Raw genomic sequence first — 23,939 nt, 5'->3', positions numbered from 1 at the left:
GGTTGTTATTATCCTTCAAGCATTTCACCTTCAGATTATCTACCTACCTTAAAATTTTCAAACTATTTTAAATTATATCATTTAAAACTCACTGGACATGAACCATTCTTCCTAAGTTTCGTCATGTTAGCGTTTTCTTTTTTCAGGTGTCCAACGCTCCGCATCACTGTTTTCAGGGTAGTGAATTCCACTAGAATACGAAATTAGTTCGATTAAGCTTCCCCATGGTGCTTGACCATATACCCAGTCATTCATTTCTCCACCTTCTATTTCTGAAGGCAGCGGATGTGGATCTGAACATAGCTTACCGCCGGCCTCAACAAATTTTTTAGCCGTTAACTGGATATTATCCGTATAAAAGGCAAGATGTGTTAGGCCGTAATGAACGATGGTATCTATAACGGATTGGTTATTTGCCTTAATATGAAATAATTCAATACAAGGTGTGTTTCCGATTCTTAGAAGTCGAATATGGTCAATGCCTGCGCCTTCTGGGAGATTTACGTTCCTTTTGGCTGATTCTCCCCTTTGCGGAGGCATCTCCGGAGTATGCACATCATAACAAACCTTTGCACCAAAAACCTTTTTAAAAAATTCCGTTGCCTCCTCCATATCTGGAACAGTTAATCCAATATGATCCATTCCTCGTACTTCATGCATACTTGCCTCCATTTTGTTTTCCGTTTCCATTGATGGTTTTATATTGTTCTCCACCCTTTCCCTTTAATTGTTTTTACTTAAATAAACTCCATAATCCATTTTTATCAACTTTGTGTTTGGTATCTTTGGTAGTTTGTAAGCTCATTATAGTAATAATATTCAGAAAAATAAATCTGATAAATTATATAGTATCAATAGAATTTTTCTATAGATTCTTTTATACTTTGCTTAATACATGATTGCTAAAGAGAGGTCGGGGAATCATTAATGAACTTAAAACATCTGGAGTATTTCCGTGTATTGGCGAAGGTAGAGCATTACACACTAGCGGCAGAACAGCTATCTATTGCCCAACCAAGCTTAACTTACGCCATTTCGGAATTGGAGAAGGAGTTAGGCGTCTATCTTTTTGAAAAGACTGGAAGAAACATTCGATTAACGAAATATGGGTCGATCTTTTTGGAATATGTCGATCAATCTCTCAAGTCGCTTGATGAAGGTCAAAAAAAAATTTCCGATTTAGTCAGCCCACATAAAGGTAAAATCGATTTGTCCTTTATTTATACCCTAGGATCACGATTTGTACCAACGATGGTAAAGGATTTCCTCAGTATGGATGAGCATAAAGATATTTCATTTTCGTTTAGTCAGGGAACCACTAAAAATATTATCGATGGTCTTAAATCCGATAAATATGATCTGGCCTTTTGTTCCTACCTTGAAGATCAACACGATATTGATTTTATTCCGTTGATTAAACAGGATTTAGTCCTTGTAGTCCCTTCCGACCATCCTCTGTCAAACCACACCAGCATAGACTTAAAGGATACGGAACCTTATCCATTTGTCTATTTTGATAAAGGAAGTGGTCTTAGAGGATTGATTGATGGGTTATTTAACGATGTTCAGATTACGCCTAATATTGCTTATGAAGTGGAGGAAGACAGTGCCGCCATTGGCTTGGTTTCCATGAATTACGGAATTGCTTTGCTACCAGATATTTGGATGCTAAAGCATTTCAATGTAAAGGTTTTACCCATCATCAATCCACCATATGAGCGTTTTATTTATCTTGCATCCGTAAAAAACAAATATTTAAGCCCTGTCGTCCATTTGTTTCGAGATTTTGCAAAGCAGTATTGTAAAGTGAAGTCTGGAAAAATACAAATCTAGGATGGATCATGCCATTACGATACGAGCAGAAAAAGTAAGTGGGTGAAACCAGTACGATTTCACCCTCTATACAGTCTGCTAATTATATTGTTTGCATCTCAAATCATTCAAAAATGTAAGCTAACCATGAAATCTTTTTACCATACAAAAGCGCCCTTTCATTTAAAAAGTAACGCTTCCATCTATTTGAAGGGATTTTTGCAATGTAATAATTTCATTCTGTATACTTGACAACCCTTCCATTTCAGGGACGTTTTTTATTGTGGGTGACTGTTTTCGATTGGCGGCAATTGCCATCGTTTCACAAACATAAAGCAATTGGGAAAGAGTTTCATCTGAAAAAATAGGGCGATATTCATTTTTCGAGCAATTATCCAATAAATATCCTAAATGCTCTAAGGAGAATATAACTGGCCAGTAATATTCTAGTGCTTTTTGATTGACTGGAATCTCACCAGCAGCTGTATTATATAGTGTTTTTAAATTATTTAAATTCGTTCGCATTTTTATGATTTCTCTACTCTTTCTCGCATTATAACCGGTTCCTTGGTCAGAGAAAAGAATGAATAAAAGTTGCGCCTGACTTCGAATCGTTTTGGTTATTAAATGTGGGAGTCGACTAGAGGCAGACTGTCTTCCTATGAAGAATACTCCTATTAGACCAATGAAAATACCGATAATGATATCAATTAATCTGGCTGATGCAAAATATGTAAAGGTAAAGCTTCCATGACTCGTGCTTTCAGCCATAAGCAGTGCATTCGGCGTAAAAAATAACGCAGCAAGGCCATAATTTTTTACAATAAATAATTCTGTCATGAACGTCAATAGCAGAATAAGTACTGCAATAATCAATCCAGTTGGGTGAGTCATCAGAATTAAACTTGCCATTAAAATACCTAAGATTGTACCAAATGCTCTTTGAATCGCACGATGATAAGTAGCGACAATCGTAGAGCCTGACATAACTGCTACACAGGATAACGGTATCCAAAAGGGCCTTGTAAATTCAAACTGATACGCGATAATATTAGCGATCGTCGTAATAATACCAAACCGTACAGCATTAATAAATACAATGGAGTTTTTATCAAAGGCCCCCAAAAAAATGCTCATGAGTGATGGCTTGGAGATTTGAATCACTTGATTAATCTTGGAAGTTGGTTCATTCATGATGGCATCCGCATCGGAAATTTTTTTGAATAACTCTAGAACTGCTTCATCCATTTTTTCCGGCAGAAGGATTTTTTTAGCAACACTTTCATTTTTATTTTTCAGATCAAGCGAATGAGCAATTTCCCGGATAAATACCCCTAATTCGGGTGGCAATTTTACGTTAGTTTTCGAAAAATTTTCAAGTACATATAAAAATATCGTGTTTGCATGATCATTTAAGATGACTAATCGATTAAAGATGTCCGTATTTCTCCAAGGTATATATCCTACTGCTAGTGTTTCTTCTGCTTCTTTCAAGTCTGACATGACTTTGTGTCTTGTCTCATTAAATTTCTCTGTACCAACAGACTCAAGAAACGAAGCCAATTCTGAATATACCTTTTTTACTACACCTGTTTCCGGACCATGAGGATCAGAAAACCAACCAATCATGGCAACTACCCATGAAAGTGCCCCACCTAAAAATACAAGACCAGCGCGTAGCAAGACAAGTTCTGGATGTACAGGCATACCAGATGTCATGGCAAAAACTAAAACGAAAAAGATTGCAGATGGACCTATAATTTTTAATGCTCCAAAAATAAAAATAGTCGCAGCTCCAATAATCCCCATCAAAATAGCTACTGCAAGTGGGTAAGGAGCAGCAAGAGTCCCTAAAGCAGAGACTAAAGTCATTCCAAGTACGACAAAAAATAGCTTTTTTGCTCTCTGAGCAAAGGGGATATTAAACACATAAAGATAGGTAAACCCCCCCATTCCAGCTATCAACCCATATTCTAGATTCGCAAATAATAATCCAATAAAGACTGGCAAAGATGCAGCTAAACCCGCACAAAATGCCTTTCCCCACGGAAACGGCTTCCTATTAACCGTTAATGCTTGTTTTATAATGGATGGGGATTTGGGAGAGACCGCTTTAGGTGTTTCTCTCATACTAGATTGCTCCTTTTCCAACTTTAACCAATTTATATTTGAAACACCCCTCCTCTTACTTCATTTAAATTTCCAAATGTTCTTATAAATTATACGACACTTAAAAATCAGCTTCATCATAACTCACTACATTGCTCGACAAAAAGAACTCCCGCCATCCGTGGAGACTTCAACAGTCACAACTGGATCTTGAGCCCAAGCCCCCCCCCAAATTTCCGTTTCTTCAGGTTTGATGGCTTGCCCATTTTGAGGTTGTACAATCAAAGAATTAGGACTAACAGACCAAACCGGTGTTTCTATTATTTAGCCCTCTACTACCTCACGATCCATACTAATCTCCATCATTTTTCAAGGTTTTTCTTCATTAGAGCTGCTACCTGTAAGTTATCTTGGTGAGAAGTGTTTTCTAGTTGCTTTATTATTAACTCTTGTCGTTCCATAGGATGATTTTGACTTAATTTAGCTTTCGCTTCGATTTTTGTGATGTTGATTTTGAATGCTACGATTCCTTTGCTCATGCCTTCGATGAAACTGGGGTCTACATCACTTAAATGGTATGGACTAGTAGGACTTTCATATTTTTTTACCATGTCATCTAAAGAATCAACTATTACTTTTTGATCTTCGATAATCTCCATCTTTCCATATACATGGATTGACACATAATTCCATGTGGGTACAGCCTTCATTGATTCGTACCAAGAAGGAGAAATATAACAATGTGGACCTTGAAAAATCGCCAAAACTTGTTGGTTCTCAGCATCCTTCCATTGTTCATTCGGACGGGCAAAATGACCATATAAAGCATTTTCAGACTTATTGAATATCAATGGAAGATGAGTAGCATAGGGTTCTCCGTTATGCTGTGAAAATAAAGTGGCAAAGCTATACTTCTCAATAAAATCATAAATCGTGTTTTCATCATCGATTATAAAATGTTTAGGTATATACATAAGAATTCCACCTTCGATTCAAAAAATTAATTGAGTGTTTTGGTCATAATAAAGTCGACTTGTTCTTCATCACCCATATAAAAAGAGTGGGCTCCCGTTTGTACAAACCCCATTCTCTGATAAAAAGCAATCGCATTTTCATTTTTTTCCCATACGCCTAACCAGATTTTCTTCTTATTAAGCTCCAGCGCCAATTCCATCGCTTTATTAAACAGATATTTACCAAGACCATGTTTTTGGAATTGATTCTTTATATAAATCCTCTCGATTTCAAGTGATTCATCACCCATTTCTTCTGACTGAGCCTCATTGGTATTGACCTTTAAATAACCAGCTACTTCATGATTCAAATAAACAAAAAAGAATTCCGAAGAACTATTGGCTATTTCTTTTTCTAATTGTTCTAAATTAAAGGCCCTTTCCAAATAAGTGGTCATATTTTCGGGTGAGTTCTGATCCTTAAATGTCTCATTAAATGTTTCATAACTTATTTTTTGAAGTCTGTGTAAATCCTGAAGGGTGCATTTTTTGATATTTATCGTCATTTTTTTATATCGCTCCTTTTAACTCATTAATAATTTCTCTTGTTTCCCTTTTTTACAAATTCCCAGTCTTTTTCTATATTTACTCTTACTCTTTGAAGTAGAGTAAAAATGGTTTCTACTTCTGATTCGGAAAATCCGTCTAATGCAACGGTATTGGAATAATCATTTTCTCTTCTGATGAAAGGATAAACATTTTTCCCTTTCTCGGTTGGAAAGAGCTTTTTTATTTTTTTGTTATGTGTGTCGTCTTTCTTTTCAATAAAGCCATTCATTTCAAGTTTTTTTATGGCACGCGCTGCTGTTGTTCGATCTACTTTTATCATCTCAGCTAACTTTTCTTGAATGATTCCTGGGTTTTCACAGATTCGCACTAGGTACAAATACTGCCCTTTTGTCAGGTCAAATTCTTTAAATTCTATATTGCTTATTGAATCTAATGCTCTTGCAATCATCCCAATTTCACGTAGGATTTCCTTCATAAATTCAACTCCATCCATTTCTTGTCTTATAAAGAGTATTATATTTTTATTGTATTTACAACAAAAATATAATACAAAATTCTCGTTCCCCTTTTTAATTTTTAAACCATGGAAAGAGGCGATGCTTGTTTAAGCATCGCCTCCTATAAATTAATGGATAAAATCTTAATTAATAATGGGTCCCCCCTACTTAATCAAGAACGCCTCTCCTTTTTCATCAAATGCATGCTTAAAATCAAATGCAAAAGGAGTGGAACCATGCTGAATATAATAATTGTATCTCTTAAATGCCTCATCCCATGAGACTTCCTGCACTTTTTCTGTCCACCAAACTACATAAGATAGGTGTTTCTCTGGATATGACTCAATCCATTTGCTTCTATCTTGTAATGCTTGCCTATGTTGTCCTGAATAGGTAAAGTGATATAAGGATTGAAGGCTTCTCCATACTGTTAGTGTAAGAATAGGAGAACCATTCCCCTTTACGGATTCTTCAGGGAATGGAATTCCTTCAGGTGAAAATGTCTCTATAAGTCCTGATTTTGTTGCCTGACGATATACTTCATTTCCTACTTGAAAAAATTCACGCGAGGCAGTGTGGTCATAGGGGTGGTTAAGCCTACCAACAGTATAGATTGAAACTACTGCCATAAACAGCCCTCCATCCATAGTCTAATCCTAAGATATATTCAAGAAAAAATGTGAAAATTCCTTCATCAGCTATAAAGTCCACTTGTTCCTCATCACCCATAAAAAAGGCTAAGTTCCCGTTTAAACAAACTCCATTTTCTTATAAAAAGCTAGCGCATTTTCATATTTTTACATACCCCTAGCCTTATGAACTTTTTATTGCATTTGCAATAAAAGTGTTATAAATTAAATTTATATTATTTTATTGCATTTGCAACAAAAATATCATGATTATATTATCTAAAAGGAATGAAAAAAATGTATGCAAAAAGAATAACGACTATTGAAGATTTAAACGCAGCATTTGCTATTCGAAAAGAAGTATTTGTGATGGAACAAGGCGTACCACTAGAAGATGAATTTGATCAATTTGATACACTGAATGGACTTTGTGAACACATATTAGTCCATTACCATGAACAACCGGTCGGAACGGGAAGAATAAGGTTTATGAATGGTGTAGGTAAATTGGAGAGAATCTGCATCCTTGAACTTTACCGTAAATTTGGTCTTGGAAAAATCATAATAAAAGCTTTAGAGGATATCGCAGAAGAACAGGGAGTATCCCATGTTAAATTACACGGACAAACACAAGCGGAGGGCTTTTATCAAAAACTTGGCTATCGGACTTCATCTAATATATTTATAGAAGATGGAATTCCACATATCATCATGCTAAAAGAATTATCTACTAAAAAATGATAAAAAGATGGAGTAAAGCCAAATATGTTGTTTATGCATTAGGAATATTAGTATTAACCCTTGGTATTTCTTTCACTATACAATCCAACCTTGGAACATCCCCTTTTGATGCACTCTTGGTCGGTCTATCCAAAAACGTGGGGCTTACCGTGGGAAGTTGGGAAATTATCATAGCTTTTATACTGATAGGATGTAATTCATTATTACAAAGACAAAGACCCGAAGTTTTGGGATTATTGACAGCTTTTATTTCGGGTATTGGTATTGATTTGTGGCTGTTTTTATTCCACAAACTTATAACCCCCGAATTATTATTCAGCAAACTTATTTGTTTTGGGGTCGGCTTAGTTGTTATCGGTTTGGGAACAGCAATTTATTTACCAACTAATTTTGCACCTATTCCCATTGACCGTTTAACATTAATCATTCAAGAATTAACAAGAACAAATATACTGTTTTCTAGAACATTCCTTTACCTCTTATTCTTGATAATGGCATTACTTTTCAATGGACCAATTGGCATTGGGACTTTATTAACCGTTTGTTTAGGAGGGATCATCCTTAATTTCTTTATGCTATTTACTGAAAAAGTTTTAGACCGCATTCTAACAAACTCAACATCACCTAAATATGATACTGAAAAAAACCATTCCATTTAGAATGGTTTTTATTTCTTAATAAACAACTCTGTCCAGTTAGTTTGATAAGTCACTACTATTTTTTAAAAGAACGAAAAGAAGAATCTGTTATTTAAGCGAACGAAGATCCTTCCAACCATATGTTAATTCCATTAACTCTTTACCAGTGAAATCAACTGTTTACTATCAACCACTTCCCCACCAATCTTTTCATACTAATATTAACCCATCGATAAAAACACCACTTTTATGGAGTGTCTTGCAGAACAATCTAATTAAATAGAAAAACCCTTTCCTCCTTTGGAAAGAGTTTTAGGATGCTATGTATTTGCGGATTATTGGACTAAATTCCCAGTTCACCCCGCCTTGTCACAACGCTATGCTCAAGAAATGGCTGTAAGCCAGGTTTTGTGCTTCCGTACTACAATCGGCTGCAAGCCTTGTACAGGAAGTAGTAGTCATCTATCTATCGGCCTTTGTGACCAATCCATCCGCAGGTTGATTTCCCTTAAGGATGATGCCCCTACCTAAATTTGGGTTGCTCGCTCGTGGGGTTTACCCCGTTCCACCTTTTCCGTTTCCAGAAAAGCTTCGTCACTGTGGCACTTTCAGGCTATTCTCAGCATATCCCTATGGACTTAGCATGATTTCACCGCCGTCAGCCTATAACTATTGACTGCCCACCTTTGCAAGTGGCACGAACACTACAGGCATCTCAGCACTGTGCGAGCCTGGACTTTCCTCAGCTCCAAAAAAGGAACCGCGACTACTCACCATTTCATGTTTTTGTTTTCGATTGCGACAGTGAATACTATAACAGGAACAACCGAATAAATCTTTAGTAGATTCCTTCCAAAATTTCCATTCCTATTACCTAAAGTTTGCAGCAGCAATCCTTGGTCTTCAACTCTTGTACTCCGTTTACTTAACAAGCTAATATTAAATTTTCTTATTGAAGCCGTCCCCCATAAGGAAACGGCTTGTTTATCATTAACCCTCTAGTTTTGGGTTTTGTGTTTGGTTTTTTATTGAATTAAGTTTTAAAGCAGAAGCTAATAGGAATACCATACTTACTACTCCAATCCATACAAGAGTTGATAGGGATGAACTCCAGGTTAATTCTTTTCCGAAGAAGAACAATTCACGCAAGCCTTGTATCATAAATCGCATTGGTAACCACGAATAAATCCAATCTCGATAAAAGGGAGACATCATTTCTGGAGCCATTGAAAGCAATGGTGCCCCAAAGAATAATAATAGGGCAAAAAGAGCGATACTTCTAAATCCCAACCACGAAAGTACAGCTGAAATCATTAGGAAAAAGCTAAAGGAAGTAATTGTTAGGAATAAAGCTATGCTTGTAAACTGTGGAATATGAAGTCCTACCATATCACCTGCCAGCCATGGTAAACCAAATCCAACGACAAGGGCCACAAAAGCCCCCATTAAAATTTGTGCTATTTTTGCTGTAAGGTACTCTTTTCGATTTGTAATTGATAATTTACTAACAGCCAAAAAGATAATAGCAGCACTTGCTAAACTTCCTATCCATAATGGCTGAAACAAGGAAACAGGAGAATTTCCGTTTGCACTATTAGTACCAATTTCATTAACATTAGTGACATTTTTTGTAATAGGTGTTGCTAGGCTTGCAGCTTGCTTCGCGGTTAATGTTGCTCCTTGCTTTTCAAATCCTTGAAAGAGTTGGGTTCGAACATTTTTGTTCATACTGTCAACTACTCCATTCAAGACCTGTCCCGCCACGCTTGAGGCTGCTGTATTCATTCCCTGATTGATATATATTTGAACTTCAGGTGAAGCAGGTGCTGGCGTCCGTAATGATGCCTGCTTGGCACTGAAATCTTTCGGAATGACCAATGCAGCATAATATTCTTGATTATCCATTCCTTTTTGTACTTCCTCTGCTGTTTTTACTTCAACCCATTTTACAGCAGGTTCTTTATCTGCACCTGTTTTTGAATTTTTTTGTATCATCGCAACGATTGTCTGACCCATATTGATTTTTGGTTGATTAGAAATTTGTACTCCTTGATCTTCGTTAACAATGGCAATGGGCAAATTTTTAGGTTGAGGTTGAACCGATGGAAAAAGTGTTAGTGAAAAAATAAAAAGAACTGCGAATGCAATAATGGGTGAAACCAATAACAATTTGTTTTTGAACATATTTATTATCCTCCCCTGTTTTTTGTTATAATAATGAACAACGTGTTGTTTATCATATTTCAAATTTTATAATTGAATTCTATTCTGTTCAATAATCAAAATAGGCAAATGTGTAGTTTACGGAACACCTTTTATGAATGTGTTGGATAAAATTAAGGAGGAATTAGCTTGCGAGATAGTAATACTGATTTGCGGATCATTCGGACAAAAGGAGCAATCCGAGATGCACTAGTTGAATTAATCGATGAAAAGGGTTTCGAAGCCATTACGGTGAAGGACATAACAATTAGAGCGAAAATTAATAGGGGTACATTTTATGCACACTATCAAGACAAATTTGATTTAATGACCCGATGCGAAGAAGAAATTATGTTTGAGATGTCCAGAATTGCCAAACAGAACTTTCCAGATGTTATTGCTGCTCTCGAAACTAACTCCCCGACTTTAGCACCTGTTCCTCTCGTAGTTTTAATTTTTGAGTATTTAAATGAGAATAGTGGATTTATGAGAGCTGTGTTAGGTCCAAAAGGAGATTTATCCTTTCAAACTAGGTTGAAAGATTTTATGTGGAAAACACTATACGGAAATGATGTAAACGCAATTATAAAAGAGGAAAACTTACTTGTTCCAGGAGAATATTTAGTTTCGTATATAGCGTCTGCACACATAGGGGTTATTCAACAATGGTTGAATAATGGCATGAAAGAATCCCCTCAAGAAATGGCTCGTATTCTATCGACCATTACAGTTAATGGTCCCTTCTTTGCTGCTGGGTTAAAAAAATAATTATTTATATGGCTGACTTCGATTGTTGTTGCGATTGGTCATGGGTTCCGTTTCCTATCGCAAACAAAGAAAATGTAAGGTAAAATATCGTTAGCAGGATTCCGATTTTGAAGTATACGCTCTTGAAATTAGTATGTGGTGTAGGATTCGTGATTTAAAATTTAAATAATCGTCTTTATAAATTATTAGTAGGTGAAACTTTTGAAGAAAATTATTTTCTTGGATATTGACGGAACATTAATGAATGATAATGGGGTGATTCCTGAATCAGCAACACTTGCTGTTCGCAAGGCTAGAGAAAACGGTCATCTTGTATTCATCTGTACAGGTCGGTCTAGAAACATCATATTCCCTGAAATACTAGAGGTTGGTTTTGATGGCATCATTGGAGCGGCAGGTGGATATATCGAAATCGGAGATAACATATTATTTCATGAAAAATTAAAAAAAGAGAACCTCCAGCAGCTTGTGGAGTTTTTTGATAAGCATGAAATCGACTTCTTGTTGGAATCTAATGAGGGTACATTTTCTAGCAAAAAACGCAAAGCAGCGAATGCTTTCCGCTATAGAAAAACACTGGTTGGACAAACCTGATTTTAAAGAAGCAATTGAAAAAGGGTTCATGCCCTTCTATGAGATGATCATTGAGGGGGAAGATTTGATTCGGGAAGATATCAATAAGATTGTTTTTTTTGGTTCCGATGACTTACCCTATGAAAGTATCGCTCAAGAATTTGAAGCGACATTCACGATTATTCCTAACACTGTATCTGCATTTAGAAAGAATGGTGGGGAGATATCCATTCTTGGTATCAACAAATCGACCGCTATTATGAAGGTGATTGAGCATTTTAACATAAGCAAAGTACATACCTTTGCCTACGGTGACGGTTTGAACGATTTGGAAATGCTCGAATTTGTCCATCATGGCATTGCGATGGGGAATGCTCACGAAACGGTCAAGAAAGTAGCAAATGAAGTAACCGATTCTCATGATGAAAATGGCATCTATAATAGTTTTAAAAAGTATGGGTTGATATAAAAATTAAAAATCAGAAAACAAACAAAAGAACTACCGATTCCGTTAAGAAAAACACGTTTGTGGGTGAAACGAAAATATGTAAAGATAAGCAAAAGGCCCTAGAACTGATTCGAGCATTTAATGGCCATTTTGGTTGTCTGTTGAAGGAAATAGGAAAAATTCAAGCGAAGGTTTAAGACACCCCTTCGCTATCTTTATGTTTAATCGCAATAGTGATTGAAATCAACAGATAGTATTATTTTACTGAAGAAACGCACTCGTTTTAACAAATTATGAATATTGACAACCCGTTTATTTCTCCCAGAGCTCAACCAGCCTACCTTCAGGATCTTCAATCCATATAAACTTTCCAAATTCACTAATTTCTTTTTCCTTTGCAAGAGGTACACCAACTTGTCCAAGATGCTTTATAGTCTCGTCTAGGTTATAAACTTGGAAATTTAACATTACTTGCTGTTCTGTTGGGAAATAACTATCATCATCCGCAAAGAAAGAAAAGATAGTTTCATTTTCTGGTTGGGGTTTAATAATAGTCCCATTCCAATTGTCTATTTCAATCTTTAACACTTCACTGTACCATTTTTTTACAACATCAAGATTTTTAGTTCTCCAAAATATTCCCCCGAAACCTTTTATCATCCTAATTAACTCCCCTCTCAAATTCATTAATGTTTCAATAAAATTAGACATTCAAGAAATAGAAACAAATTCCTTCTACAACCAACCTTCCCAAATTGATTAAGAATTATGAAAAAAGTCTGCAGAAACAGTCATTTAGCGAACTACAATTTTTCGACGATTTCCCGTTTTTCTTTTTGGATTTTTTCGAGTTCCGATTGCGTTTCATTGTATTCCAAATTTAATTTCATGATAATTTCCGTTACGTTGTCATATTCATCCCTAGTTTGCTTCAATGCGTTGTTGATTTTTCCCTGCACCATAAAATCGGAAATGAACCCGTCAAAAAAGAAATCAGCGAACTTCAGCATGTCGGAGATTTTGATTTCAATATTGGCATTCTTGTTTACATCCAACAGTTCCTTTTGAAAGAACCGCATACTCGACTGTGCCTTTCTAATCACTTCTTCGGCATGGTCAATGTGCTGATGTTTTACCATATCCGTTATAAAGCCACCCTTAGCAAAAATGTCAAAATTCCCCCAGCTTTGTGCCTTCTTTAGTGCCAATAATGTTTCATCCAACAATTGCGCTACTTCTTCACCGGCATCGATGGCTTCATCCAATTCCCTCATCTTAGATTGAAGGATTCCTTCTTGTTCGCTCATTTCCAAGACTTTTTCTGCCATAGGGGATTGACTTGCTTTGACTAGCTTTTCTTTTTCCAACAGAAGATTTTCATACTGCTTTTCAATATCAACGAGATCTGATAATTGATTTTCTATCTGGCGTTTTGATTCTTCGATATCTTTCTTTGTTAGGGTCGCTTGTTCCAAACGGTATTGGGCAAGCACAAATTCTTCCTTTTCTTTCGCCAGCTTTTCCCCTTTTGTACCGGACAGTGCAGCAAATAAACTCGCAAGGCTGATGCCTTCCAATCTTTTGACATCTTTTTCTTCAGATTGAAAGGCTTTTTCCAATTGACGTATCGTTTCCTGAATGGAATCCCATTCCCTTTCGTATTCGTTTAACTGCCAATGATACTTTTCCTTTTTGCGTAATTGTTCCTGTATTTTCACAAGCTTTTCGTTTATTTCTAAAAACATAAATGTCCACCCCGGTTATTATGTATATTTTCAATATATAAGAATCCAATTCCTCATTGAGCACCTATATTTAATCCAAGATTTTAATTTATTTATACTCGTTTTCTTCTGTTCTTGTTGCTAGTTTTATTTTGCTGTGGAAGAAACAGGAGTTTGTTGTTTTTCCCATTCAGTTGGTCCTTCACTTGGTGGAAGAAATTTTCTCCAAGATTCTCCACTTTGTTTATCAAACAAAATGATGTTGTTTTGACTTGAGATTAACTCATATCTAAATTGATCATTCTGATTTCCTATTTCTTTTTGTTTTGATTTTAAAGATTGTGAAATAATCCAAGAACTTAAAACAATACATAGACCTAAAAAGATAACAGAAAACGGCATTACGTTTTTATCCATATTTACCCCCTTATTTTTCCATCCCCTGTGTTTATTCCACAACTTCAACCATAATACCTTCTTTCCCCCTAATACTGAGCCGCTCATAATTGTTTTATAATTGCACCAATAAAAAGGTTCTATATAGTAACTACCTTTGTTTCCTATCGCAAGCCCAAAAATGCATTCTAAACTGAAACTAAATTTGTACCGACTTTTTCACACAATTAATTGTTCGAATTTTGCCGAAATATGCTATATTATAAGAAAGGGTTTTCAAAGTAACTTTAGAGGAGAATAGAAGATGGATTTATTTAAAAAATTACCTATAGAAGTTCTCATTAGTTTTTATAACGAAATTAAGAATAATATTAAAAAAGGAATACTTACCAAAAAAATGTATTATATGAATTAGGTTTAATTATTTCAGTTGCTAATCTAAAAGATCTCATCCTAGAATTTCCTTCTGATTTTAATGAAGAAGTGAATGAAGAAATTTTAAAAGATTTATCTGAAACACCAAAAGTAAAGCCGGGGTATAGTTTACATTTCTGCAAATCCAACTGACTTAACCATTTCCATAATTCAACAAAATCGCAAGCTTAACAAGCAACTTTTAAATTTTTTTATTGAAAAAGGTTAGTAATAAACCTTCTGTTACTTTTTCTTCTCTTGTTTTTGAGAATCCATTTTTTTGATAGAAGTTTATTGCGGGTACGTTTTTAGATCCAGTTGATACAATTATTGTTTCAAATCCTTTTTCATGGGTTTGAATGAAATCTAATAACATTTTGCCAATTTTTCTTCTGAAATGTTTTGGATGAACGAATAATCTATGTATATCCATGACACCATTTTCTATTTTTATGGATATGACCCCACTCAATTCCTCATTTATGTAACAGCCATAGAATTTTTCTCCACATTGTTGTAACGTTTCAACTGTATCTTTTAATGGAGGTATCTCATTAAAACCAATTAACTCTGCCTCCACCCTATAAGAAAGTAACTGAACATCCAAAACTTTATTAGCAAATTTTGGATTTGTAATATCAATTTTTTTAATCAAGAACTATTATCCTCCTTACTTATTTCAATCCTACATATCCACTTATAATAAGCCAACAAAATTAATAGCAAAATAGGGTCAAGTAAAGCGGAATAAATAAATTTCCACCAACCGTAATGAAAGTACCCCAAAGGTTGCTGTAGAACTAATAACTCATAAGCCAAAAGGAAAATCACCCAAAAAACAAAATAACGAATTTTTTTTAAGCAAGAATGATAAAAAGGAAACCAGTTTAAAAATATTACATTAACTGGTGGAATTAGTACCGTATATACTAATATATTTGTCCAATCAATTCCTTTCCAAAAATACCAGTACCCATTTGTTTTTTCATCGATAAAAATATCAAAGATAATTTCCAATATCATTGTGAATTTCCAAATGTGAACAATTTGATTTTTAGTAAGCTGTTTTCTCATTTTATATGCAACAAAATTGAAAAGTACTAACGAAGCAAAAAATAAGACCATAACTAGATTCCCCTATTTAAAATGGATATAATTTCATTTTAGTTTAAGCTTCACAAAGGGAAATAATTCTCTGTGCTTTAGAATATTACTCCTCTGAATGTTAACCTCTTCGCTGCCATTTTTAGCGGTTTTAAAGGTAGGAACAAATATTGCTAAAATGATTCCCTCCCAAAAGTATGTAAAGGATATCAACGTTGAACTTTTAATTGAAGCTATTGACAATGAATTGGACGGACAGATTGTAGATGTTTCTTTTAAATTATAAAGCACAATCCCTCCTACTGGAATTGTGCTTTTTCTTTGCTTTCGGTAAGGTTCTCCAATTCTTACAAAACCTTATTAAACGCAAGTAAATGATTGAATTTGCCTTAGGCTAATTCCGAAATTAACCCATCTACGTCCAGTCCAGCGATAGCCTGAAACAGAATGTCGCCCAATAAATGTCGGATAAAACCAAAATTGCTCAAAACCTCTTAACCATACATACGTGTTTCTGTGTAGACATCTTACCATACTGCCTGGGTCTACAGCATATGCTCCTGCATGGTGTGTTTGTTGAGGCACAGCAGATGGCGGTGGAGCTGTTGGTGGCCCAACTTCTGTATCATGATGACCCGTTGGTGGTGCGATCGGAGCATGTTGACCTGGTGGAGGTGCTGTCGGACCTTGCTGACCTGGTGGTGGTGCCATCGGAGGTTGCCCCCCGCCGAAATGTCTTTGATCAAAGGTCGAATAGTAATCGGCTTGATACGGAGTTGCAGTTAGATAAGCGTCTTGACTATATGGAATGTTATAATACAACTGTACATGACTAGGATACATAAAATGCACTTCCCTACACTTAATTTTTCATATCATCATATTCATTGGTTATCCTCCTATAAACTTGTTCCAACAAATGTTTTTTTTCCTATGGGTCCCTTCATAAAAGCTAGAAAACATGGACCATGCAAAATATTCATCTAAAGCTCCCTTTTCAGTATATTGCGCATCATTTTCCATCTATATGGAAATAATTTAATTATCTAAAAAGCAAGGTTGGAGTAGTTTGAATTAACAAATCCTATTAGCTCATCCAAAGTCGGAACCCTTTGGCTTACCTACCAAGAAAGGACACTTATCATGAGAATATTAGAATACTTTATCAAGAAAGCCGATGATGATGAGGCGAGAAAGAGGTGTACACCATTAACATGAACATGGCCTATCACGATGATGTGATACGGCTCTATAAGGGACTTACCACTGTGACCCAGAAAATATATAAAAAAGCTACTCAATATTTACTAAAGAAAGGGATTCTTGTACCTCCGCCAAAAGTGACAATGCCTAAGACCATTGAGTTTATTAATAGTAAGCAGTATATGGGCGGCTTTAACCCTTTTAATTCTAAGCGGGCTTTAAACGACATTGAACTCGGTTTTCTTCATCATGGAATAGAAACGAATAACATTGGGATGCAGCTAATAACAGGATTTGCTCAATGTGCCCAGAACAAAGAAGTTAGAAAATATTTAGAAAAAGGAAAAGACCCTGCGAAGAAACAAATTAAAATATTTCAAGAAATTCTTTTAGATCATGATATATAGTTTTCTGCCACATCTGGAAGTACGGTAACGACCTCAACAGTTGCACCTTTTTCAGATAAGCTGATGATGAATTGTATTACCTTCCTCAATGGGTTTTGCATTGTTGGAAATAGTTTTGGGACATTTTTCACATTAAGAAATGATATTAGCTTAAAAATTACCTTATTAGCCAAAGATATCTATTTTTATGGTCAAGAAGGAATTGAAATCATGATTAAACTCGGGTGGTTTGAAGAACCTCCTCAGACAGAAGACCGACATCAACTCATCAACAACACATGAATAAAGTGATTTTTTCGCTGAATACTACCAATAGTGTTATAAATAACACTAAAAACTCCAATGTGGAGGGACTGAGTGTGATTATACTTATTAGCTTATTATCTAGGCTCATGACATTGGTAATAAAAGCTTCCTTCTTTATTGTAAGAATCGAGAAAAGATTCCAGTTTTTATTCAAAACGTCAGCTTTAACTTAAGCATTAAGTATTTTCTCATACCACATTGTATAAACAAAAGAAAGCACCGAAATTTGTGCTTTCTTTTGTTTTAATTAATTGCACAATCCTTAATTTCTTCTAACCTTCTTTAATATCAGTCGATAAGGCGTTTTTTTCTCTAAACGACCGAAACCCTGAATTTTTTACCTGTTCGGTCGTTAATTAATATGGGTTAGGTTGATAAAAATAATTGGGTTTTCTAATGACATTTTGATATGATTTGTGGAAAATATGAGTTGCGGCAGGTGATAAGGGTGGAATAAGCCACGTCCAGTCACCTGTAATTAACCTCTCACTTGCCCTTTCTTTTTCTTCAAATTTTTTAAATTGTTGGGCAGCCGTATGATGGTCTACAATACTAACCCCCGTCCTCCTTAAAGGAATGTAAAACTGCTGTATTTAATTCTAAGAGTGCCCTATCCTTCCATAAAGATATATTACTTTTTATATCCAATCCCATTAATTTACCTATTTTAGGAAGCATATTATACCTCGATTCATCCGCAAAATTCCTTGCCCCTATCTCAGTCCCCATATACCAGCCATTAAAAGGAGCAGCGGTATAAGTAATGCCGCCAATTTCTAAAATCATATCCGAGATCATCGGGACTGCATACCACTTCAACTCTAAATTGGTAAACCATTTGTAATGGGGATGACTAATTGGCACTTCGAGAAGAATCTTTTCTGGAATCTGTGCTACTTTAGGAGGATGATCATTTATTTGAACAACTAAGGGTAAAACATCGAAATTTCCAAACTTCGGTTGCCATCCTAAATCTATACAAGTCTCGGTAAAGGAAATGGAGTGTGGATCCCCTAAAACACCTTGTTCCGTTTTATAACCTGCATAGCGAATTAATTGGTGATTCCATATTCGAACTTATTGATTCGAGACTTTTTGAAAATGGTGATTGTAGGGCGTATTCGCCCCCTATTCGTTGCATATTCGATGTTTTAAAATAAGGCTTCAATTATTTCTTCTTTCTTTAGGTCCCTCTTATCGAATACTTTTAATTGATCCCAAAATAACCTTCCTATACAACGAATACTATTACGCCAAGCCATTTTAGCCCCATATTCAATCTCTAGGTTGGTGTGTTCATAAAAACTCTTATTCCGTAACTGTTCATTCACTTCATTCAATCTATTTTCTAGTTCTTGCTCTGTTTTATTCAATTCGCTATAACAAGTCCGGATAAATTCCTCAGCTTCCTTTTGTAAATCAGTAATCAAAGAAAATCCTCCTTGGGTAGATAGTATATATTCTTTATTATGTAAAAAGGTTCCAAATCTAAATTAATATTACTAAATCAACTTTACCATTTAACTCAAAGAGATTCCCATTTCATATCAGCAATCCTGCCCTGTTAGTTGAACAAGAAAAGCGACTGCTCATAGTGAACAATCGCACCCGAAAATTTAAGTAAAATGCATCAAACCATCATCTAAGTTGTTCAAGCTGTTCCAATCGTACCTTTAACCCCTATCATACGATCTTGGTGGTGCTTCCACCCAACCTTTATCAATTAAGATATTCATGCCGTCGTCAACGAATAAGCCAATATTCATAAGAGTTCTGCCATACAAGAAATTTATATCTCTTCTTGCTGTTACCGCCATTGAATTTCCGAATGACCTTATCTTCATTGCGAACATGTCCACTTTATGAAACAGCATTATTTTATCGGAAAAAGGTGGATATGTAGATGTTGTAACCAAATGGTCTAAGTACGACGGTGATTGAATGTGTTCCATATGCAGTTTTTCTTTATACTGCTTTACCGCCTTTTCAGTCATGTCTAAACCTCGTTTAAACAAAGACTTTATCTTTTGGTCTTGTACGATACGATGAAATCCTAATAATAATGCCATACTTGTTACGTTATTCTCGATGTTATCCCAAAGATGTATGATTTCTAATGCCTGTAATGGTCGGACATCTCCAAAAAATCCATTTAAGTAACTTTGTTTATCAACTTTTTCATTCCCATCTGGTGTTGGAATAATAGGAGGTTCTGCAATTAATTTCTTTTCCATTAAAACATTATTAATTTGTCCTAAAAAGACTGTAGTACATTGATTACAATAAATAAAAAACTCTCTTATATCCTCCCGCAAAATCAATGGAACTGCTACTGCGTAAAGACTCATACCTGCCTTGGAAGCATATTTTAAATAATGAACGTAAAATTCATCTGCGTATAAACGGGGAGCACCGAGATTTACATCATCTTTAGTAAATCCGGCTGGGATAGGAAAATTATCATTTTTAAAGAATCCCTCTATCCTCTGTAGGAAATCTTTTGATAAAGCTAAACCATTTTCCAATAGCGCCTTAATATTTTCATCCTCGCAATGCTGATGAAAATAACTTAAGATTTGAATAGACATACTGTTTCCCATATAGGTCGCCCAAAGTTTCCCCATTTCAAAAGACCTTAAAGGTCGGGTCTCATCTATTATTTTTGGATTGATACTTAGGGGTTGCATCACTTTCATTGGATTTAAATCTTTATCGGTGGTCATAACTAAGTGCTCCTTTTCCCGCATTTTTTCTTTGAATTTATTGGATTACCAACTTCCCTGAATTCTAAATATTAAAAATTCATTTATTCATTCAATATTCTCTAGAACTAATATTTCTACTGTGACTTCCTTCTCATGAATATTATCCCCCCGAACAGAAAATATATAAAAAGAACCATGCTATTCAATGATAGGAAAAAAGACGTTAATTTAATAAAGAATTGGTTTTCCCTCTCCTTGGTTCAAATAAGTATAAATTCTCCCTTAAACCAAGTAATAAGTATAAAAAGAATAAGGTATTCAATAATAAGATTGTTATCTAACATAACTAACGGAGGGACTAGAATGAATAAAACCTTAATCTTGATGGCAATCCTTATATTTAGCCTTGATATAACTGGATGTTCCAAAAATAACTTAAATAAAAATGATGTTGTAAATCGTGACCAGAATGTGACAAAGAACAACATCACCAACAACAGGAACAATAATGCTTATGATAACCGTACTAAGATGAGAGTCGCCGATAATGCAGCTAAAAAAGTAGCAGACTTGCCAGAGGTGGACACTGCAAATGTTATTGTGACAAAAAATAATGCGTATGTAGCTGTAAAGCTTTCACCTACATCCCGGAATAAGGGTACCTATCATATTGAGCACAAGATTTCACAAAGAGTTAAATCTACTGATCGTGACATTGATAACGTTTATGTATCGGAAAACCCGGATTTTTATGATCGTTTAAACACATATGCGTCAGATCTTCGTAACGGTAAATCAGTCTCAGGATTCTTTAATGAATTTACTGAAACCATTCGTAGAGTATTCCCCAAAGCCGAATAGAATGTAAAAATGCTTGGCATATGCCAAGCATTTTTTATAGGTGCAATTTTCTTATAATTTTTGATTATTTTACTTTTTAATTTTCCTCGTTCTTGCAAATTGATTACTCCAGTAATTAAATAAAATTGAAGGTAGTATATATAATTATGTCCACTTTTTATTTAGCAATCTTTATAAAAAAAACAATCCGATAAATCATTCAAATAATTGAAAAGCTTAACCAATAATGAAATAAATTGTATCTTTTTAAATTTAATAGAATGTTGGTGTTAATGTAGATGGATTTTATTAGAGGAATAAAAGGTAAAAATAGCTGGAAGCGGTATTTATCTTCATTTATTGTCATTATTCTGTTTATGTTAATCGGAACGCTGCCTTATGTCATCATCAGTGAATGGATCGTTAATACGGATGGAAACCCCCATACCTATTTGGATTTAAATAAAGGAGATTATGTGGGAATTAACCCGTTACTTTATTTTGCCTTAATCAATTCACAATTTTTGTTTTGGCTTTTGGGTCTTTTTGTCGCGGTTCGGTTCATTCACAAACGGAAATTCACATCGCTTATTACGCCCAATAGAAAGATAGATTGGAAAAGAATAGGCTTTGGATTTCTTACCTACTTTGTAATCCTTAGTGTGACTACCATCATCGATTTCCTCCTAAACCCTGGGAATTACTCATTCAACGATTCAAGAGTTTCTGATTTTTTGATTTTATTCGCGCTCGTGCTTGTATTCACTCCCATTCAAACGACCTGTGAGGAATTATTTTTCAGAGGTTACCTCATGCAGCTGTTCGGAAAATGGATTCGCATTCCTTTCCTTTTATCAATTATAGTAGGCTCGATTTTTGGCGCGCTCCATTTCACCAATCCCGAAATGGGGTATTCCCCTATATTGTTTGGAGCAGATTATTTGTTAACTGGATTCATTTGGTGTTATATCACCGCCAAAACGAACAGTACCGAATTGTCGATTGGAGCGCACGCAGCAAATAACATGCTGCTGGGATGGTTCCTCACGATGGATAACTCTGCCATGGGTAACATTCCATCCTTATTTGTTGTTAGAAATATTGATCCGGCTATCTCCCTATTGTGGACCATTGTTTCTCTTGGAATTTTCTTATTTATTTCTTTGCAAAAATACAAATATACTAGACTTTAATAAAGATGCCAGGCACCTTGTTGAAAGGTTACTGGCATCTATTGTTTCCTTATTTTAGTTGGGTTGTCTCTAAAGGGTTACCGGCTAAAATTTTTTCCACGTCCTCATATCCCGGTAGAAAAGCATAATTATATCGGGCTGGAAGTGCAAACACGTAATAATTGTTGTGTCCCAATTCAGTTGGGTCCACAGGAGCGGCTCCTATATGAAATACTCCTTGCTTAAGTGAGTTCCACTGGTTAAGTGTAAATACCATAATTGGGATGTCCTGGCGTGGGGTCTCCTCAGTCCATTTTGGATCTCTAATGGATATAATCGGACCTGTTTCATTTACTGTACTACTGGTTTCATTAGCTGTCCCCTCCCACTGACTAGTTATAATTGAATAACCTCTCCAACTTGCAGGCAGCTTAAAGCTAAAATCGTATTTTGTATTTTTATAGACAATTGATTTTGATGCATCAGTTGAAGTGGAAGTGGAAGAAGTTGGGGTTGAATTGTTGGAAGAAGTGTTTTGCTGTCCGCTAGTAGTGGTGTTTTTTTGATTCTGTTTACCGCCTGACGGACTGTCATTTCTTGAACATCCCAAAATAAGAATTAAAGCTAGAGGTACAAGAGCCAATTTAACTATTGATTTTTTTAATGCTAAGTTCATAAAAATTCTCCTCACATTTAAAATTTTATAAAAAAACCAAGTATATTTATTATTTCTTACCCTAGAAGTTCTGAAATACTTCGGAATATAAGGAAAAATATGACTCCACATACAAAAGAGATGGGTATCGTTCTGTTCGTGATTTTATTTGCAACAGGAAGTAAGGATGTACCACCAAGATAGATGAATATACCCGCCGTCATGGCAATAGGAATGGCCATAAACTTTTCATTGATTTCTGTGAAATAGGATAACAAAATGGCTAATCCCACACCAAGCCAAATAAATAAACCTTGAATGAAAAGATTAATGGCTGTTTTTCTTCGATTTTGTGTTATCGCAAAAACTGAAGAAGCGTAGGTAATTCCTTCTGGAATCTTATGAAAGATTAAGGCTAAGGATACCACTAGACCTAAGTTCACACTAATTGCATAACTAACACCAATGGATACACCCTCAAAGACATTATGGAGAGACATCCCCAATGAAATTCCCATCATGGAACTTTCATCAAAGCCATGAATATTTGATTTCTTTTTTTTAGATACACTAGTCAGATAGGAAACAAGATACATGATTACGAGCCCCAACATGATATAAAGACTGTTATTACTTAGTTGTTCTTGAGTATCTGGAATCAAATCAAGTATAGATATAGACAAAAGCAATCCTGCACTCATTGCAGTCATAGCAAGCACGCTATGCTGAGACCATTTTTTCTTTATTAATACAAGCATACCACCCAATATATAAGCAACGGAAGAAATTAAAACCACGATAAGAAGGACAGTGCTCATACATATTCCTCCAAATTAGTTTCTACTGTTGAAAATGTATGAGGACTCTTTAATTGATATAACAATGAATGGGTTTATTTTTTGGATTAAAATCTGAATAGGAAAGTTGTGTACTAAAGGAAAGGCTTGAATGCAATTAGCAATAACTCTGGCATCCTTTAGCTCATTTTTAGTACCAGAAGTAGTAGGTTAAAAATAAAATGAAACCGTATGGAGCAGAGCTTACTAAGCTTTGCTTTTTATTTTTGTTACTTC

The 23,939-nt window shown here is 35.2% G+C and carries 24 protein-coding genes, 1 other RNA gene and 3 pseudogenes; 10 read left to right on the top strand and 18 right to left on the bottom strand.

All coding sequences use genetic code 11. The features are described 5' to 3' along the window. Positions 1 to 126: 126 nt before the first annotated feature. Positions 127 to 690: a VOC family protein gene (locus JOC76_RS03065; protein WP_239557513.1), complete on the bottom strand. Its 564-nt coding sequence runs from the start codon at positions 688 to 690 to the stop codon at positions 127 to 129. A 237-nt stretch (positions 691 to 927) separates the two neighbouring features. Between JOC76_RS03065 and JOC76_RS03060 the strand changes: the two genes are divergently transcribed. Further along, complete coding sequence (locus tag JOC76_RS03060) at positions 928 to 1,833, top strand: LysR family transcriptional regulator (RefSeq protein WP_205175971.1); 906 nt, start codon at positions 928 to 930, stop codon at positions 1,831 to 1,833. A gap of 162 nt (positions 1,834 to 1,995) precedes the next feature. On the opposite strand, the gene JOC76_RS03055 is transcribed toward JOC76_RS03060, so the two are convergent. The 5 genes from JOC76_RS03055 to JOC76_RS03035 form a co-directional block, all read right to left on the bottom strand. Next, positions 1,996 to 3,942 (bottom strand): FUSC family protein, encoded by a 1,947-nt coding sequence (locus JOC76_RS03055; protein ID WP_205175969.1) that lies wholly within the window; start codon positions 3,940 to 3,942, stop codon positions 1,996 to 1,998. Between the two features lie 341 nt (positions 3,943 to 4,283). Further along, positions 4,284 to 4,895, bottom strand: coding sequence for an FMN-binding negative transcriptional regulator (locus tag JOC76_RS03050; protein WP_205175967.1), 612 nt, complete (start codon positions 4,893 to 4,895; stop codon positions 4,284 to 4,286). Between the two features lie 26 nt (positions 4,896 to 4,921). Further along, a complete protein-coding gene (paiA, locus tag JOC76_RS03045) occupies positions 4,922 to 5,440 on the bottom strand; it encodes a spermidine/spermine N(1)-acetyltransferase (protein WP_205175965.1) in 519 nt (172 codons plus the stop codon). A 26-nt stretch (positions 5,441 to 5,466) separates the two neighbouring features. Beyond that, positions 5,467 to 5,919 carry a MarR family winged helix-turn-helix transcriptional regulator gene (locus JOC76_RS03040; RefSeq protein ID WP_205175963.1) on the bottom strand — a complete coding sequence of 151 codons (453 nt, stop codon included), beginning with the start codon at positions 5,917 to 5,919 and terminating at the stop codon, positions 5,467 to 5,469. Between the two features lie 186 nt (positions 5,920 to 6,105). Further along, positions 6,106 to 6,570, bottom strand: coding sequence for a DUF3291 domain-containing protein (locus JOC76_RS03035; protein WP_205175961.1), 465 nt, complete (start codon positions 6,568 to 6,570; stop codon positions 6,106 to 6,108). A gap of 297 nt (positions 6,571 to 6,867) precedes the next feature. On the opposite strand from JOC76_RS03035, the gene JOC76_RS03030 reads away from it, so the two are divergent. Together JOC76_RS03030 and JOC76_RS03025 are read left to right on the top strand one after the other, a co-directional pair. Beyond that, on the top strand, positions 6,868 to 7,311 hold the full coding sequence (locus JOC76_RS03030; protein WP_205175959.1) for a GNAT family N-acetyltransferase: 444 nt from the start codon (positions 6,868 to 6,870) through the stop codon (positions 7,309 to 7,311). Further along, positions 7,308 to 7,970 carry a YczE/YyaS/YitT family protein gene (locus tag JOC76_RS03025; protein ID WP_205175956.1) on the top strand — a complete coding sequence of 221 codons (663 nt, stop codon included), beginning with the start codon at positions 7,308 to 7,310 and terminating at the stop codon, positions 7,968 to 7,970. The genes JOC76_RS03030 and JOC76_RS03025 overlap by 4 nt, the downstream gene beginning before the upstream one ends. 371 nt (positions 7,971 to 8,341) lie before the next feature. On the opposite strand, the gene rnpB is transcribed toward JOC76_RS03025, so the two are convergent. Beyond that, positions 8,342 to 8,727, bottom strand: an RNA gene (gene rnpB / locus JOC76_RS03020) — RNase P RNA component class B. Positions 8,728 to 8,939: 212 nt separating this feature from the next. Continuing rightward, positions 8,940 to 10,133: a YhgE/Pip domain-containing protein gene (locus tag JOC76_RS03015; RefSeq protein ID WP_205175955.1), complete on the bottom strand. Its 1,194-nt coding sequence runs from the start codon at positions 10,131 to 10,133 to the stop codon at positions 8,940 to 8,942. 168 nt (positions 10,134 to 10,301) lie between these two features. Between JOC76_RS03015 and JOC76_RS03010 the strand changes: the two genes are divergently transcribed. The 3 genes from JOC76_RS03010 (at position 10,302) to JOC76_RS03000 (ending at position 11,961) form a co-directional block, all read left to right on the top strand. After that, positions 10,302 to 10,919 carry a TetR/AcrR family transcriptional regulator gene (locus JOC76_RS03010; protein WP_205175953.1) on the top strand — a complete coding sequence of 206 codons (618 nt, stop codon included), beginning with the start codon at positions 10,302 to 10,304 and terminating at the stop codon, positions 10,917 to 10,919. Positions 10,920 to 11,120: 201 nt separating this feature from the next. Further along, positions 11,121 to 11,513, top strand: a complete 393-nt coding sequence (locus tag JOC76_RS03005; RefSeq protein ID WP_205175951.1) for an HAD hydrolase family protein — start codon at positions 11,121 to 11,123, stop codon at positions 11,511 to 11,513. Next, a complete protein-coding gene (locus JOC76_RS03000) occupies positions 11,500 to 11,961 on the top strand; it encodes an HAD family hydrolase (protein WP_205175949.1) in 462 nt (153 codons plus the stop codon). The genes JOC76_RS03005 and JOC76_RS03000 overlap by 14 nt, the downstream gene beginning before the upstream one ends. A gap of 291 nt (positions 11,962 to 12,252) precedes the next feature. On the opposite strand, the gene JOC76_RS02995 is transcribed toward JOC76_RS03000, so the two are convergent. From JOC76_RS02995 to JOC76_RS02975, 5 genes are all read right to left on the bottom strand, one after another. Then, positions 12,253 to 12,600 (bottom strand): VOC family protein, encoded by a 348-nt coding sequence (locus JOC76_RS02995; protein ID WP_205176327.1) that lies wholly within the window; start codon positions 12,598 to 12,600, stop codon positions 12,253 to 12,255. A 143-nt stretch (positions 12,601 to 12,743) separates the two neighbouring features. Beyond that, positions 12,744 to 13,685 carry a hypothetical protein gene (locus JOC76_RS02990; RefSeq protein WP_205175947.1) on the bottom strand — a complete coding sequence of 314 codons (942 nt, stop codon included), beginning with the start codon at positions 13,683 to 13,685 and terminating at the stop codon, positions 12,744 to 12,746. Between the two features lie 126 nt (positions 13,686 to 13,811). Then, entirely contained in the window at positions 13,812 to 14,081 is a 270-nt protein-coding gene (locus tag JOC76_RS02985; RefSeq protein WP_239557512.1) for a hypothetical protein, read from the bottom strand. 595 nt (positions 14,082 to 14,676) lie between these two features. Further along, the gene (locus JOC76_RS02980) at positions 14,677 to 15,129 is read right to left on the bottom strand and encodes a GNAT family N-acetyltransferase (RefSeq protein ID WP_205175944.1); all 453 of its coding nucleotides are present in this window, start codon (positions 15,127 to 15,129) and stop codon (positions 14,677 to 14,679) included. Next, the gene (locus JOC76_RS02975) at positions 15,126 to 15,599 is read right to left on the bottom strand and encodes a hypothetical protein (RefSeq protein WP_205175942.1); all 474 of its coding nucleotides are present in this window, start codon (positions 15,597 to 15,599) and stop codon (positions 15,126 to 15,128) included. Before JOC76_RS02975 ends, JOC76_RS02980 begins: the two co-directional genes overlap by 4 nt. A 124-nt stretch (positions 15,600 to 15,723) precedes the next feature. Between JOC76_RS02975 and JOC76_RS02970 the strand changes: the two are divergent. Continuing rightward, positions 15,724 to 15,864, top strand: a pseudogene (locus JOC76_RS02970) (hypothetical protein); the annotation flags it as partial. 74 nt (positions 15,865 to 15,938) lie between these two features. Here JOC76_RS02970 and JOC76_RS02965 read toward each other — a convergent pair. After that, positions 15,939 to 16,421, bottom strand: coding sequence for a hypothetical protein (locus tag JOC76_RS02965; RefSeq protein ID WP_205175940.1), 483 nt, complete (start codon positions 16,419 to 16,421; stop codon positions 15,939 to 15,941). Between the two features lie 371 nt (positions 16,422 to 16,792). Here JOC76_RS02965 and JOC76_RS02960 point away from each other — a divergent pair. After that, positions 16,793 to 17,470 (top strand): annotated as a pseudogene (locus JOC76_RS02960) (DUF3231 family protein). A 380-nt stretch (positions 17,471 to 17,850) separates the two neighbouring features. On the opposite strand, the pseudogene JOC76_RS02955 reads toward JOC76_RS02960, so the two are convergent. After that, positions 17,851 to 18,924: pseudogene (locus tag JOC76_RS02955) on the bottom strand (nitric oxide synthase oxygenase). A 243-nt stretch (positions 18,925 to 19,167) separates the two neighbouring features. Continuing rightward, on the bottom strand, positions 19,168 to 20,217 hold the full coding sequence (locus tag JOC76_RS02950) for a DUF3231 family protein (protein WP_239557511.1): 1,050 nt from the start codon (positions 20,215 to 20,217) through the stop codon (positions 19,168 to 19,170). Positions 20,218 to 20,562: 345 nt separating this feature from the next. Between JOC76_RS02950 and JOC76_RS02945 the strand changes: the two genes are divergently transcribed. After that, a complete protein-coding gene (locus JOC76_RS02945; RefSeq protein WP_205175938.1) occupies positions 20,563 to 21,060 on the top strand; it encodes a YhcN/YlaJ family sporulation lipoprotein in 498 nt (165 codons plus the stop codon). A 278-nt stretch (positions 21,061 to 21,338) separates the two neighbouring features. Beyond that, the gene (locus tag JOC76_RS02940; RefSeq protein WP_205175936.1) at positions 21,339 to 22,232 is read left to right on the top strand and encodes a CPBP family intramembrane glutamic endopeptidase; all 894 of its coding nucleotides are present in this window, start codon (positions 21,339 to 21,341) and stop codon (positions 22,230 to 22,232) included. 49 nt (positions 22,233 to 22,281) lie between these two features. Here the strand turns inward: JOC76_RS02940 and JOC76_RS02935 are convergent, their stop codons facing one another. After that, entirely contained in the window at positions 22,282 to 22,887 is a 606-nt protein-coding gene (locus JOC76_RS02935; protein WP_205175934.1) for a hypothetical protein, read from the bottom strand. 56 nt (positions 22,888 to 22,943) lie between these two features. After that, positions 22,944 to 23,684 carry a ZIP family metal transporter gene (locus JOC76_RS02930; protein ID WP_205175932.1) on the bottom strand — a complete coding sequence of 247 codons (741 nt, stop codon included), beginning with the start codon at positions 23,682 to 23,684 and terminating at the stop codon, positions 22,944 to 22,946. Between the last annotated feature and the right edge of the window lie 255 nt (positions 23,685 to 23,939).

The organism is Neobacillus cucumis (genome assembly GCF_016908975.1).
Classification (GTDB): Bacteria; Bacillota; Bacilli; order Bacillales; family Cytobacillaceae; genus Neobacillus; species Neobacillus cucumis.
Note: the sequence above shows the minus strand (reverse complement) of the source record. Positions and strands in the feature narration are given on the sequence as shown.

Excerpts from the sequence above, each read along its gene's own strand:
- JOC76_RS03055 (WP_205175969.1), bottom strand. The coding sequence starts at position 3,942 with ATGAGAGAAACACCTAAAGCGGTCTCTCCCAAATCCCCATCCATTATA.
- JOC76_RS02975 (WP_205175942.1), bottom strand. The coding sequence starts at position 15,599 with ATGGTCTTATTTTTTGCTTCGTTAGTACTTTTCAATTTTGTTGCATAT.
- JOC76_RS03040 (WP_205175963.1), bottom strand. The coding sequence starts at position 5,919 with ATGAAGGAAATCCTACGTGAAATTGGGATGATTGCAAGAGCATTAGAT.
- JOC76_RS03050 (WP_205175967.1), bottom strand. The coding sequence starts at position 4,895 with ATGTATATACCTAAACATTTTATAATCGATGATGAAAACACGATTTAT.
- JOC76_RS03030 (WP_205175959.1), top strand. The coding sequence starts at position 6,868 with ATGTATGCAAAAAGAATAACGACTATTGAAGATTTAAACGCAGCATTT.
- JOC76_RS02940 (WP_205175936.1), top strand. The coding sequence starts at position 21,339 with ATGGATTTTATTAGAGGAATAAAAGGTAAAAATAGCTGGAAGCGGTAT.
- JOC76_RS02985 (WP_239557512.1), bottom strand. The coding sequence starts at position 14,081 with ATGGATAAAAACGTAATGCCGTTTTCTGTTATCTTTTTAGGTCTATGT.
- JOC76_RS02995 (WP_205176327.1), bottom strand. The coding sequence starts at position 12,600 with ATGATAAAAGGTTTCGGGGGAATATTTTGGAGAACTAAAAATCTTGAT.
- JOC76_RS03065 (WP_239557513.1), bottom strand. The coding sequence starts at position 690 with ATGGAAACGGAAAACAAAATGGAGGCAAGTATGCATGAAGTACGAGGA.
- JOC76_RS03060 (WP_205175971.1), top strand. The coding sequence starts at position 928 with ATGAACTTAAAACATCTGGAGTATTTCCGTGTATTGGCGAAGGTAGAG.
- JOC76_RS03015 (WP_205175955.1), bottom strand. The coding sequence starts at position 10,133 with ATGTTCAAAAACAAATTGTTATTGGTTTCACCCATTATTGCATTCGCA.
- JOC76_RS02990 (WP_205175947.1), bottom strand. The coding sequence starts at position 13,685 with ATGTTTTTAGAAATAAACGAAAAGCTTGTGAAAATACAGGAACAATTA.
- JOC76_RS02935 (WP_205175934.1), bottom strand. The coding sequence starts at position 22,887 with ATGAACTTAGCATTAAAAAAATCAATAGTTAAATTGGCTCTTGTACCT.
- JOC76_RS02950 (WP_239557511.1), bottom strand. The coding sequence starts at position 20,217 with ATGACCACCGATAAAGATTTAAATCCAATGAAAGTGATGCAACCCCTA.
- JOC76_RS03025 (WP_205175956.1), top strand. The coding sequence starts at position 7,308 with ATGATAAAAAGATGGAGTAAAGCCAAATATGTTGTTTATGCATTAGGA.
- paiA (WP_205175965.1), bottom strand. The coding sequence starts at position 5,440 with ATGACGATAAATATCAAAAAATGCACCCTTCAGGATTTACACAGACTT.
- JOC76_RS02930 (WP_205175932.1), bottom strand. The coding sequence starts at position 23,684 with ATGAGCACTGTCCTTCTTATCGTGGTTTTAATTTCTTCCGTTGCTTAT.
- JOC76_RS02965 (WP_205175940.1), bottom strand. The coding sequence starts at position 16,421 with ATGTATCCTAGTCATGTACAGTTGTATTATAACATTCCATATAGTCAA.
- JOC76_RS03035 (WP_205175961.1), bottom strand. The coding sequence starts at position 6,570 with ATGGCAGTAGTTTCAATCTATACTGTTGGTAGGCTTAACCACCCCTAT.
- JOC76_RS02945 (WP_205175938.1), top strand. The coding sequence starts at position 20,563 with ATGAATAAAACCTTAATCTTGATGGCAATCCTTATATTTAGCCTTGAT.